We start from the raw sequence: 12,904 nt of genomic DNA on the forward strand, positions 1-12,904 counted from the left end.
TCAAACTCTCCAAAAGAATCGTTTGACTGCTCATAAATAATGTTGCCATATAGCAACCTGAATTAACGTTGACGTTTTTGTTTGTTTAGTTTTCAAAGAACAATCTGCCACATCCATCCAGAAGCGACTAAATTAATTTAACATATCACTTTTAATATGTCAATACTTTTCCGTCAGCTGCGAAAGGATTTTTAATAAGTTTCACAGCGACGGTTATTAATATAACAGTTATTTTTATTTTGGTCAATCCTTTTATTACTCTTTAATTATAAATCTATCCGCTGCTTTATAATTTCTATGGAAAATCCCTTGTCCCTTCGTTTCCATTGTGACAATTTCGATAAAGTGTTTCTCTACTAAATATTCGAAAAGCACCTCTAAATCAACAGAATATAGCTTAAGTTCAGGGTGTAATGCAATCTCATTAATTGACCAATATTCCTTCGTCTTCAATATTTCGATTAAATGACTAATTCCCATCTCCGTTCTGGAGTGAATCAGAAAGTCACTAGCTAAAAACAATAGCTCTAGTCGTTTACCCAATTCTTCATCACTTGTTACTAATTCATTATATAGTAGAAAAATTTCAGGCTCAATTTGCTTAACCTGTTTCCATACAGTCACTTCCGGATGAAATCCATTTTCTATTAAAGCCAATCTGCCAAGATGATGTAAGGAGTGAACAATATGGTTATATGCGTCTAAATACTGATTATTTTTGAAGAAGGATTTTCCGTCCATGTAACGGCGAATAAGCTTAGCAAATTCTAATCCCATTTTAAGTTTCCGTCCATTGAATGGAAATTCGTTCAGTTCAGCTCTAAGATTATGAAGAAATTCATTTCGATCGAATAAGATCCTGCCTGAATAAAGCCACTCTACAATTTTGCGATTACTACCGATTTGAAGCCATTCATTCAGCTGCTCTTTTGTTACGATATGCATGGCCGCTTTTTTATTTTGATAAGAGTAATGTTTGATAAATATTGGTTGTTCCGCATCCTTTACAACAATAAGCAATATAGCATCAAAGGTATCTGTAAACGGAATAGACTTTTCACGCTTCTCAATAATTAATACACCCAAGGTATTTGTTTGACTTGCACGTTCCTGATAGATCGGACGAAGAATGTCTTCCACCTTGATTCCCCCTATACATTCCAATTGTTATGGAACCTTAACTACAGCTCTTACTAACTCATAGCCTTTATATTTTCGACGAAAAAAGATGTTTTCCTTCAAACTTTCGTCAAAATATATCATAAAACTCGTTTATTCTATGATAATCCATTCGTTAACCTTCTATAAATTTGAAAATATCTGATTTCTAATAAACAAAATAATTCATTTTTTTGAAAATATATTATATAGTTTACTTTTAGGAGGGGATTTGTATGGCAAAAAAGTATTCTAGTAAAATTAATAAAATACGTACTTTTGCTCTTAGTTTAATTTTCATTGGATTTGTTGTAATGTATTTTGGTATATTTTTTAAAAACTCTCCTATTCTAATGACTATTTTTATGCTGCTTGGTTTGTTATTTATTATTGCAAGTACAGTCGTTTACTTTTGGATAGGAATGCTGTCGACTAAAACCGTTCAGGTCGTCTGTCCGAACTGCAGCCGACATACAAAAATGCTTGGCAGAGTTGACATGTGTATGTATTGCAATGAACCGCTCACACTTGATCCAACCTTAGAAGGTAAAGCATTTGATGAAAAACTGAATCGAAAAAAACAGCTCTAATAACTAAAATAATAAAAAGAGGGTGTCCATCTGGATTGGACACCCTCTTTTTATTATAGCTTTGTTTAGATAAGTGAGAAATAGCCATTGCTCACTTATGAGTCAAAAATCTGACTTATCGACATTGTTCGTTAACATAGTCTTTACGATTAAATTCAAAAAAACAAAAAAGCCGATAGCCCAGTAAACTATCAGCAGATTTTTTCCCTATTTTTAATGTACTTCTTTCATCGTACAATCAGGGCATGAACCATAGATTTCCATACGATGATGACTGATTTTAAATCCAGTTACAGAGCTTGCAAGCTGCTCTACCTCATCCAATCCAGGATAATGAAAATCGACTATTTTTCCACAGCTCTCGCAAATGACATGATAATGCTGTGTTGTAACAAAGTCAAAACGACTAGATGAATCCCCATAAGTCAATTCCTTCACGAGACCAACCTCACGAAATACTCTCAGATTATTATAAACTGTTGCTACACTCATATTTGGGAATTTTCCTTCTAAGGCCTTATAAATATCATCTGCTGTTGGGTGTGACATTGAGTTTATTAAATATTCGAGTATCGCATGACGTTGTGGTGTAATACGAACTCGCGTTTCCTTTAAGGTTTCTAGAGCTTCCTTTAAATGATTGTGTTCCACCGTCATACACCTCTTTTCAAAAATATTATTAATTTATAATTGTTATAATTAGTGTACAAATTTTTAGTACTTTTGTCAATATAACTACCCTATTAACGTGGTTTACTATCACTTTCATAATAAATTTCATCACTTATTTATAAAATCTTTTTCTATATTAGCGATTATTGTCAGTATCCCTTTTGCAAATCAACTAAATTAATATATTCGTTTTTTTTATTTAAATACGTCTTTAAGTTATGTTTAAATATCGCGAATGATCTTGGTAAATATCTCCCGCTTAAACTGGATAGATGAGGAGAAATGGTCACGTTATCCATAAGCCAAAATGGATGATTTGGCTCTAATGGTTCTTGTTCAAACACATCTAAATAGGCATGAGCGATTTCACGTTGTCTCATTGCTTCAATTAAAGTGCTCTCAGCAACAATATCTCCCCGTCCAATATTGATAAAAACAGCCGATTGCTTCATTGCGTTGAAATGTTCCTTTTTTAATAAATACCTTGTTTCAGGTGTACTTGGTAAAATTGAAACGATAAAGTCAGCTTTAGGCAATGCATGTATCATTTGATTGAAATGATACAACTCATCAATATTTTCAACCGCTCTGCCGCTTCGGTTTACTCCCAATGTTTTCATTCTAAAGGCTTTAGCAAGCCGTGCAATTTCTCCGCCAATAGCTCCAACTCCAAGAATCAAAATGGTCTTATGACAAAGTTCCTCCAAGTGAATATTTCGATCCCAAACTAGCTGACTTTCATTACTCATTAATATTTTTGTTTGTTTGACATATTGCAGCATCGTTCCAATTGTAAATTCGGCCATTGGAATCTTATGAATCCCGTGAACATTTGTTACCATAATCCCCTTTTCTTTAACCGCCTTTAACGGCAATTTATCAAAACCGGCAGTCATCAGCATAATCCACTTTAACCCCTTATGCTGCTTTATATGTTTTTCAGTCAAATCTTCTCCATACGTTATCAATACTTCTGCTTCATAAAATGACTTTTCCGCTGCTTTCATACCCTCATAAAATTCAAATGTAACATCTGGAAATTCCTTTCGTAATTCCATTTGAAGCTGCTGATTCGGAAAAATAGATGAAACAATAAGCATTTCAGTCTCCTTTCCCCTATTATTTATTAAATAAAAAAATAAAAAAAGCAGGCTGATTGCTTCAACCTGCTAAAAACTATCTGAGGAGGTATGCCCTAATATAAAGATATTCAGCACATGAATAAATGAATGGACAGTTGCCTTTTCTAATAAAAATAGGCTTTTAAAAAAAATATATATAAGTTCAATGGCCGTTCAAAAATCTGCTTTATACTGATTCCAATCAGAAATAACCGAATCAAATACTGATGCTCTTTCTTGATGATAATCACAAAGCTTTCCTTCGTAAATTAACTGCAATTGCGGAATTTTTGTAATATCATTAGGTGTAATCAGCTCAATATACTTATCAAAGACATGAATGTTACTTGCATCTAATATGGATGCTACGAACTGGGAACAAGTAAAGGCATTTTTTCTTTTAATCCGTTTATTCATCGCTATTGCCATCACACCAAGTAAATTATAGCGGTATTGATCTTCAAAGTACTTGAATTGGGCAATTTTTCTTAAAATCTCATTATACTGACGTTCGCTGACAACCATCTTATACACAATACATTTCGTATTTTTCTTATATAAGAATACGCCTCTGTCAACCCCTTCTTTTATAAATCCAGCGGAAAGAGGATTGAAATAAACCTTTCTGCCAAAGCTATATAACTCTTTAAGATGTTCATCAAGTGAAATGGACGCATGATTATAGGGGGCTTTTGTGTATAATTTAATCATTCTTGAAAACCATGTACCCGTGTCCGTTAGAAGGAGATAAATATTTCTTTCATTCATTTGATCACCATACACAATTAATGATTTTTATTCACTGCTATACACTATAGACGAATGAAAAAAGAATAAAGACTGCAATTTAATGTTAATTATTAAGAAAAATAAACAAAATGATTATGAATCCTAAAAAAAAGACCCTTTTACATCATGTAACAGGGCTCTTTTTATTAGGATTTGATCTTACGCTAAATTTTCTTGAATGAATTGATATACTTCATTTGTATGGTCTTTTACTTTGACTTTACGCCATTCTTTCACTACTTTTCCTTCGGAATCAACAATAAAGGTGCTGCGCTCGATTCCCATATATTCTTTACCGAAGTTTTTCTTGAGCTTCCATACATCAAATGCCTTAGCTAATTCCTGCTCTTCATCCGAAAGCAAGATAAAAGGCAAGCCATGCTTTTCAATAAATTTTTCATGCCTTGATATAGGATCAGGACTAACGCCAAGAATCACCGTATTTATTTTTGAAAAATCCTCATGGCGATCGCGAAAATCACATGCCTCTGTTGTACAGCCTGGTGTCATATCTTTTGGATAGAAATAAAGTACAATATTCTTTCCACGGAAATCAGACAATTGAATGGTTTGTCCGTTGCTTGCAGGTAAAGCAATATCCGGCGCCACTTGCCCTATCGGTGTTGACATTAAAACATTCCTCCTATCTGTACAAATTTATGTTCTATATACAGATTATCTTATTCCTAATCTTAAGACAACTCTTATCTCACTTCCGCTCACGTCCGTATACTGCCTTTGCTACAAAGGCGGCCGGAATAGTATAACCAATCAATGCTTCTACCATTGCAATAAAACGTCCGATTCCAATGGGCGCAATATCCCCATAACCAACAGAAAACAGCGTTACAGCACTAAAATAGAGATAGGTTCCAAACCGTTCTACAAAGTTCTCAGTCGGCATGGGATACTGTTCAATCATAATTTGATAGCCTTTCGTTTCAAGTACAATATAAACCAATCCAAAACCAATCAAAATCGTAATATAAACAAAGGTTAAATAAATAAAGTTTTCAACAGACACAATTTTGCCTTTAATGGTGTTTGGTATAAAGATTGTACGTAAACTCATCACGATACAATAAATCGTGAAGGCAAGTGTAACGAAATAAATCATGCTTACCCTCTTTTCCTGCCACTCTCAAAATTAGAATTAAAAAGGCCTGCTTCTATTTATATGCAGGTATTTTCAGGTAAACAACCTATATAACCAACAGAAAAGAATTATTAAGATTAGCATCTATTGTCAAAATTGTTAAAAAAACGAATATCATTACCAAGAGTGTTAAAATGTAGAAGCAGACTAAATAGGAGGTTTTAAACCATGTATTTTACTAATTCTGAACGATTACATAACGAAGCCCTCAAACATATTGTCGGCGGGGTGAACAGTCCTTCACGTTCCTACAAAGCCGTTGGAGGCGGTGCTCCAGTTGTAATGGAAAGAGGACAAGGGGCCTATTTCTACGATGTGGACGGGAACCAATATATCGATTATTTAGCCGCTTATGGACCAATTATCACCGGCCATGCCCATCCGCATATTACAGAGGCGATTAAGAAAGCCGCTGAAACCGGCGTATTATTCGGAACTCCTACACCGCATGAAGTTACATTCGCCAAGATGCTTAAAGAAGCCATGCCAGCCCTAGAGAAAGTAAGGTTCGTTAATTCGGGTACAGAAGCAGTCATGACAACTATACGTGTGGCTCGTGCTTATACTGGAAGGGATAAGATTATTAAATTTGCCGGCTGCTACCACGGTCACTCAGACCTTGTGCTTGTCGCTGCAGGGTCGGGGCCTTCCACACTTGGTACGCCGGATTCAGCAGGAGTACCAAAGAGCATTGCTCAGGAAGTTATTACGGTTCCTTTCAATGAAATTGAACCATTTAAACAGGCATTGGAAAAATGGGGCAGTGAAATTGCTGCTGTATTAGTGGAACCGATTGTCGGAAACTTCGGTATTGTTGAACCAAACCCTGGCTTCCTGGAAAAAATAAATGAGCTAACACACGAAGCAGGCGCTCTTGTCATTTACGATGAAGTCATTACAGCTTTTCGTTTTACATATGGAGGAGCACAGGACTTGCTTGGAGTGACACCTGATTTAACAGCTATGGGGAAAATTATTGGTGGCGGCCTGCCAATTGGTGCTTATGGAGGCAGACAGGATATTATGGAACATGTTGCTCCATTAGGACCTGCCTATCAAGCAGGTACCATGGCCGGAAATCCTGCATCTATTTTGGCCGGCATTGCTTGTCTTGAAGTATTAAAACAAGATGGTGTTTATGATTATTTAGATAGATTAGGTGCAAAGCTTGAAGAAGGTATACTTTACGCAGCGAAAGAACACGACATTACGATTACAATAAACCGGTTAAAAGGTGCACTAACCGTTTACTTCACTGATGAAAAAGTTAAAAATTATGAGCAAGCACAAAATGCTGATAGTGAAATGTTCGCAAAGTTTTTCAAATTAATGTTAAAGCAAGGCATTCATTTGGCTCCTTCAAAATATGAAGCTTGGTTTTTAACCATCGCTCATACAGAAGAGGATATTGATGCTACGATATTTGCCGTCGAAAACGCTTTTTCAGAACTAGCTGGCAGTTAATTATCATCTCCCGCAAAAGTATAAACCGTTCGTTCTAATTACGAGCGGTTTTTTAATGGCCTGCTTTAGCATAATTAATTATCGTATGTAAATGCAAGGAACATTCGTTTTAGTGCACTATAATGATAGAAGAGAAATTCCGCTTTAAACATTATCGTTTCAATTGTTTCATAGTCAGCAACGTGATTTAATTAAGTAGAATAACATCATCACCATCAGAAAGGAAATCGTCACATATGAAGTTAGGCGCCCGCATATTAAAAACGGGAATCGCAATTATCTTATCTTTACTTTTTGCTCAATTGATTGGACTGCCATCACCTGTCTTCGCAGGTATTGCAGCTATTTTCGCCGTACAGCCCACTATTTACCGTTCTTATTTATCAATCCTTGAACAAATTCAAGGAAATACAATTGGCGCCTTACTAGCAGTCGTCTTCGTATTGCTGTTTGGCAACCATGTTTTTATTATTGGGCTGGCCGCTGTCATCGTCATTATCATTACATTAAAGCTCAAACTGGAAAATGCCATCGGGCTCTCCTTAGTAACCCTTGTTGCCATCATGGAAACGCCTGGGGATACGTTTATCGAATTTGCCTTGATTCGCTTCTTGACCATTATGCTAGGAGTCTTATCCGCTTTTTTAGTCAACCTAATATTCCTGCCGCCTAAATATGAAACAAAGCTCTATCTTCAGATTTCTCATTCGACTACAGAACTAACAAAATGGATTCGACTCAATATTCGAGGAGCATCAGAGCATAAATTACTCAAGAATGACATTGAAAAACTGAAAGAATCTATGCTTAAAATTGAACAGCTTTATAAGATGTATAAAGAAGAACGAAATTTAAAGAAACATCATCTGCTAAAAACAAGGAAGCTCGTTATATACCGTCAAATGATTAATACTCTAAAACGGGCATTGGATACATTAAAGAGGCTCCATCGCTTTGAAAATGAAATAGCCGGTCTTCCGGACGATCTCCAAAATATTATTCAGCAGCAGCTGGATTGTCTCATTCACCATCATGAACATGTCATGCTTAAATTCATCAGCAAGGTGCGGCCGAATGTAATTTTTGATGAAGGAGATATCCGCTTAAACCGAAAAGAACTTTTTAATATCTTTTTGACCTACCAGCTGCAAGCAACAAAAGAGGACGAAGATACGAACTACCATCTTATGCAGGTGATTTCTGCTATCGTAGATTACGATGAATATATTGAGCATCTGGATGTTTTGATTACAAGCTATCAATCCTATCACAAAGATGATAAAGCACTTACTTTAACAGAAGATGAAATGTAATAATCGACACAACCAAAAAGCAGCTGATGTAACCAGCTGCTTTTTGTATTTTCTTATATCATGATCTATTGTTCAAGTTGCTGTACTTGAAACAGCTTATAATAATGCCCCCGCAAGGCCATTAGCTCTTCATGACTGCCGATTTCAACAATTTTCCCATGTTCAATTAGTACAATTCGATTCGCATGCGTGATTGTTGATAGGCGGTGAGCAACAACAAAGGTCGTGCGGTCTTTGGCCAATTTATCAAGCGTTTCTTGAATCTGGTGCTCACTTTCTAAATCAAGTGCAGATGTTGCCTCATCAAGCACTAGAATAGGCGGATTTTTCAAAAATACCCGTGCTATCGCAACCCTCTGTTTTTGCCCTCCTGATAACTTTACCCCTCGTTCACCCACTTTTGTATCGTATCCCTCGGGTAAATTCATAATGAATTCATGCGCATTGGCTGCTTTGGCCGCTAGGATTACCTCTTCATCCGTTGCAAGTGGATTTCCCAGCAGAATATTTTCTTTCACAGATTCACTAAAAAGAATATTGTCTTGGTGCACCATCCCTATCTTATCACGTAACGAACGTACTTTAAACGAGCGAATATCAACGCCGTCCAGAAGAATCCTCCCTTTTGTTACATCATAAAAGCGGGGAATTAAGCTGACCAAGGACGACTTTCCGCCGCCGCTCATCCCAACAAAAGCGATCGTTTCTCCCCTTTGAACATCTAAGGTGATGTCCTTAAGAACCGCTTCATCTTGTTGATTATCACTATATGAAAAATCAATATGTTCAAAAACAATGTGGCCTTTTACGTGTTTACACTCAATTGAATCAGGCCGGTCTTCAATATCATACTTTTCATCCATAAATTCAAAGACACGATCCATGGAAGCAAATGATTGTGTCAGCGTAGTTGAGGAGTTAACTAAACGCCGCAGCGGATTATAAAGCCTGTCAATATATGCAATAAAAGCCACCATCGAACCAACTGTCAGGTCCCCATTTATTACCTGATAACCTGAAACGCCAATCACAAGGAGAGGTGCAACATCGGTAATTGTATTGACAACCGCAAAGGCCTTTGCATTCCATTTTGTATGATCAATCGCTTTTTCTAAAAAGTTCCTATTCTGTTCATCAAACTTGGTTTGTTCAAAATCTTCAATGGCAAAGCTTTTGATAACCGGCATCCCTTGAACACGTTCATGCAAATAACTTTGAACCTCTGCTAGCGCTTGTGAGCGCTTCCTTGTTAATGCCCTTAAATTCCCAAAGAAATATTTAACCGAAAAAGCATAGAATGGAAATAAAATAATGGATACAAGTGTTAGTGTAACATCCATTGTAAACATAATAGCTATGGCGATAATAATAGTGGCCAAATCCAGCCATAAATTCATCAGCCCTGTCACAACAAAGGTTTTCGTTTGTTCTACATCATTGATTACCCTTGAGATGACTTCACCCGTTCTTGTATTCGAGTAATATTTAAAGCTAAGCTTTTGGATATGAGTAAATAACCGATCACGGATATCATAGAGGATTTTGCTTGACGTCCATTGAGCAAAATATTGACGATAATACTCTACTGGTGGACGAAGAATCACAAAAATGACAATCATAACAGCCATAATGATTAATAATTGATCAATCTTATCTGCTTTTGTCATTGTATCGTTAGCAACAATATCGTCTAACACATACTTAATAAGCAGCGGTATCATTAATGGAATAGCAAATTTGATAATGCCAATAAAAATCGTTCCGATGATTTGGAGGCTGTAAGGTTTTACAAAATGCAAATAACGTCGTATACTGCCCAAGTTTCCCCCACCTTATATGATATTCTCTGTTGTTACGTTCCTAATATGATGTTAAACCTTCATATTACAATGATAATCAAAAGTCTAGTTATCAACAAAGTTAGCAAAGACTTTCACATAAAAACCTGCTGATTGAATCAACAGGTGGTTTTCAACTTATATTATCTTCTGTACGTTAAATAACGCTCATACCATGTATCAATAAAATCTGCAGCAAACGGTCCCTTGCGCTGACGAATCCACTGAATCAATGTATCGACATTGGCTTTTAAGATTTGATCGATTACATCCGGATAATTCATTTCTTTTCGATGCCGCTCATACTCATCTTCATCTAGTAAGTGAAAGGTCATATCAGGAAATACTTTAATATCTAAATCGTAGTCGATGTATTTGATTGCCTCTCCATCATAGATAAACGGGGAGCTTAAATTACAATAGTAGTAAATTCCATCTTCTCGTAGCATTCCAATGATATTAAACCAATGCTGTGAATGAAAATATGTAATGGCGGGTTCTCTTGTTACCCAGGTTCTTCCATCCGATTCCGTTACAATCGTACGATCATTTCCGCCAATAACCAAGTTTTGCGATCCTTTTAATACAGTTGTTTCGTCCCATACGCGATGGATGTGCCCATTATGCTTAAAGCTATGAATTTGTACTGGTTCACCTTCGATGGGTACGCCCATTATTTCCCCTACTTTCGTTACGGACGCTTTGCAACCTTTCAAATGTTTTTCACGTATATACTTTTTAAATTTAAATATACAGGTAACAAAGAACAATTCCTATTTTCTACTATTATAACGGTTTCCAAAAGAATTTAAAACAAAACAGTCATTGAAATTCATCAATGACTGTTTATTTTTTCATTTTTATACAATTTTTATCAATAATTTATCAATTCTACCCTGCAGTTACATTTATTTCTTGATAGGAACGAATAACTTCCTCTGTCTGCTGTTCAAATATCCGCTGAATTTCCTTCAATTCTTCCTCCATCTTCTTGATATCACTTTGAACACTTTCAAGCCTTGTTCCCAGCTGAATTTCCTTTAATTGCTCTTCAATTTCTTGGCATCGTTCCAGCTCACTTTGTAAAAATAATAGCCGGTCCATTGTTTTCATTTGTTCTGTTACTAAACGGTTGAATTCTTTCACACTTACCACCCGCCTATTTAATTTCCACTAGAACGAAAGATTCCGTGGGTCTTTTTCTACTTCCTTATGTATTCGTTCTTTATTGCTTCATTCCTTTGACTAGTTGTGCTGAATGCAAAGAAATTTTGTCGAATATGTGAACATGAAAAGACACTCTTACCGACTAAAGAGTGTCTTTTCTTTCATTCATAAGTATTAGCTGTTTTGACCGCCAAATTGGCCTGAATTTTTCGCTTTGTTCGCTTCAGCTTGAGCATTTCGTTGTCTTACTTCTTGAACATCTGTTTCAGATGCAAATTCAGTACCGAATTGACCTTGGCCAGAAGCAGACTGTGCATTTTGTTGTCTAACTTGCTGGATATTTGTTCCAGATTGAGTTTGATTTGGTCTGTTTGCCATTGTAATCACCTCCACGCTCTTTAATGTAACCAAGCATGGAGAAAACTATCCTAAATAAAAAACATTTTTTTATTCGGGATTAACTGCCCTAAGCAGAAGCCTACACTAATAAAGAAATACCGCCATCTACGATAATCGTTTGTCCTCGAATCATACTGGATTGGTCAGATAACAAAAACATAATCGCATTCACCATATCATCAATTTCAACCATTCTTCCAGCAGGTGTTTTTTCCTTTGCCTCATTTAGAAGCTCCTCTCGATTAGGAAAATGCTTTAGGGCTTCTGTATCAACGGCCCCTCCGGAAACAGCATTTACAATGATATTTTTCTCTGCCAGTTCAACAGCTAAATACCGAGTCAATGCTTCAAGGGCTGCTTTCGAGACTCCTACCACCGTATAGTTTTTCAAATAACGGATGGAGCCTAGCGAGCTGATACTGACTATTTTTCCGCCTTGGTCCATCAACTTAGCAGCTTCTTGAGCACAAAATAACAAGGCTTTACTGTTTATATTCATCGTCCAATCCCAATGGGATTCTTCAAGCTCCATTATAGGCCGCTGCACACCGGATGCAGCATTATTGACAAAAACATCAAGACGTCCATACTCACTTTTAATCGTTTCAAACAGCTGTTTTATTTTGTCAACATCTCCAACATTTGCTTTAACAACTAACGCTTTTCTTCCTAATGCTTCGATTTCAGCAGCGGTTTCAAGAGCACCTGTTTTACTGCGGGCATAGTTGATAACGAGATCATATCCTTCTTTCGCAAGTCTTATGGCTGTTGCTTTTCCAATACCTCTACTGCTGCCTGTTACCAGAGCTACTTTTTGTGTCATCATTTTACCCCTTTTTTATAAATAGATTCTATTCTATGTAATTATTTCCTTTATTTTAGCTTTTTCATGTATAGATGGCAATGAGGTTAAGGACAATAGAATTAGATTCAAATTAAATATAACTAGGAAAGGATGAACGAGTATGTATGTTGGCAGGGATATGACCGAGCTTTCGATGATGTCAAAATCCGAATGGAAAGACAGCGAGCTCGCCTTTTTCCATCAATCGTTTCAACAAATCTTGCCTTATCTAAATGCGGAAGGTCAAAGCATCTACAGGGAAGTTATTGAAGAAATGCATAATCGAAACAGCTTTAAACGCAATGAAGCTGATTATACACACGGCACTAGCGTAACCTTCGATTAATCAGTGTCAGGCACCTCAAAAGGACAAATATCTAGAAAATGTCCATT

At 36.4% G+C, this 12,904-nt stretch carries 15 protein-coding genes; 4 read left to right on the forward strand and 11 right to left on the reverse strand.

The window, feature by feature from the left end; translation table 11 throughout:
- Positions 1–255: 255 nt before the first annotated feature.
- Complete coding sequence (locus tag F4V44_RS01370; RefSeq protein WP_150438196.1) at positions 256–1,140, reverse strand: nucleotidyltransferase-like protein; 885 nt, start codon at positions 1,138–1,140, stop codon at positions 256–258.
- Positions 1,141–1,394: 254 nt separating this feature from the next.
- Here F4V44_RS01370 and F4V44_RS01375 point away from each other — a divergent pair, with 254 nt between their 5' ends.
- Complete coding sequence (locus F4V44_RS01375) at positions 1,395–1,748, forward strand: YgzB family protein (RefSeq protein WP_150438197.1); 354 nt, start codon at positions 1,395–1,397, stop codon at positions 1,746–1,748.
- A 213-nt stretch (positions 1,749–1,961) separates the two neighbouring features.
- On the opposite strand, the gene perR is transcribed toward F4V44_RS01375, so the two are convergent.
- The 5 genes from perR to F4V44_RS01400 form a co-directional block, all read right to left on the reverse strand.
- The gene (gene perR, locus F4V44_RS01380; protein WP_150438198.1) at positions 1,962–2,405 is read right to left on the reverse strand and encodes a peroxide-responsive transcriptional repressor PerR; all 444 of its coding nucleotides are present in this window, start codon (positions 2,403–2,405) and stop codon (positions 1,962–1,964) included.
- A gap of 164 nt (positions 2,406–2,569) precedes the next feature.
- The gene (locus F4V44_RS01385) at positions 2,570–3,520 is read right to left on the reverse strand and encodes a D-2-hydroxyacid dehydrogenase (protein ID WP_150438199.1); all 951 of its coding nucleotides are present in this window, start codon (positions 3,518–3,520) and stop codon (positions 2,570–2,572) included.
- A gap of 195 nt (positions 3,521–3,715) precedes the next feature.
- A complete protein-coding gene (locus tag F4V44_RS01390; protein WP_191090515.1) occupies positions 3,716–4,309 on the reverse strand; it encodes a hypothetical protein in 594 nt (197 codons plus the stop codon).
- Between the two features lie 180 nt (positions 4,310–4,489).
- Entirely contained in the window at positions 4,490–4,960 is a 471-nt protein-coding gene (bcp, locus tag F4V44_RS01395; RefSeq protein ID WP_150438200.1) for a thioredoxin-dependent thiol peroxidase, read from the reverse strand.
- Between the two features lie 79 nt (positions 4,961–5,039).
- Positions 5,040–5,447, reverse strand: coding sequence for a potassium channel family protein (locus F4V44_RS01400; protein WP_150438201.1), 408 nt, complete (start codon positions 5,445–5,447; stop codon positions 5,040–5,042).
- 207 nt (positions 5,448–5,654) lie between these two features.
- Here F4V44_RS01400 and F4V44_RS01405 point away from each other — a divergent pair, with 207 nt between their 5' ends.
- Both F4V44_RS01405 and F4V44_RS01410 read left to right on the forward strand, forming a co-directional pair.
- Positions 5,655–6,950 carry a glutamate-1-semialdehyde 2,1-aminomutase gene (locus F4V44_RS01405; RefSeq protein ID WP_150438202.1) on the forward strand — a complete coding sequence of 432 codons (1,296 nt, stop codon included), beginning with the start codon at positions 5,655–5,657 and terminating at the stop codon, positions 6,948–6,950.
- Between the two features lie 236 nt (positions 6,951–7,186).
- A complete protein-coding gene (locus F4V44_RS01410) occupies positions 7,187–8,263 on the forward strand; it encodes an FUSC family protein (protein ID WP_150438203.1) in 1,077 nt (358 codons plus the stop codon).
- Between the two features lie 65 nt (positions 8,264–8,328).
- Here F4V44_RS01410 and F4V44_RS01415 read toward each other — a convergent pair whose 3' ends face one another.
- The 5 genes from F4V44_RS01415 to fabL form a co-directional block, all read right to left on the reverse strand.
- On the reverse strand, positions 8,329–10,083 hold the full coding sequence (locus F4V44_RS01415; protein ID WP_150438204.1) for an ABC transporter ATP-binding protein: 1,755 nt from the start codon (positions 10,081–10,083) through the stop codon (positions 8,329–8,331).
- A gap of 161 nt (positions 10,084–10,244) precedes the next feature.
- Positions 10,245–10,775: a nucleoside tri-diphosphate phosphatase gene (gene ntdP, locus F4V44_RS01420; RefSeq protein ID WP_150438205.1), complete on the reverse strand. Its 531-nt coding sequence runs from the start codon at positions 10,773–10,775 to the stop codon at positions 10,245–10,247.
- 217 nt (positions 10,776–10,992) lie between these two features.
- Positions 10,993–11,247: a YgaB family protein gene (locus F4V44_RS01425; protein ID WP_150438206.1), complete on the reverse strand. Its 255-nt coding sequence runs from the start codon at positions 11,245–11,247 to the stop codon at positions 10,993–10,995.
- A gap of 195 nt (positions 11,248–11,442) precedes the next feature.
- A complete protein-coding gene (locus tag F4V44_RS01430) occupies positions 11,443–11,646 on the reverse strand; it encodes a gamma-type small acid-soluble spore protein (protein WP_150438207.1) in 204 nt (67 codons plus the stop codon).
- A gap of 100 nt (positions 11,647–11,746) precedes the next feature.
- Positions 11,747–12,490, reverse strand: coding sequence for an enoyl-[acyl-carrier-protein] reductase FabL (gene fabL, locus F4V44_RS01435; RefSeq protein WP_150438317.1), 744 nt, complete (start codon positions 12,488–12,490; stop codon positions 11,747–11,749).
- Positions 12,491–12,632: 142 nt separating this feature from the next.
- Between fabL and F4V44_RS01440 the strand changes: the two genes are divergently transcribed.
- Positions 12,633–12,857, forward strand: coding sequence for a hypothetical protein (locus tag F4V44_RS01440; protein WP_150438208.1), 225 nt, complete (start codon positions 12,633–12,635; stop codon positions 12,855–12,857).
- Positions 12,858–12,904: the final 47 nt, after the last annotated feature.

Origin of the sequence: Niallia endozanthoxylica (genome assembly GCF_008710145.1) — a bacterium.
Lineage (GTDB): Bacteria > Bacillota > Bacilli > Bacillales > Cytobacillaceae > Bacillus_BD > Bacillus_BD endozanthoxylica.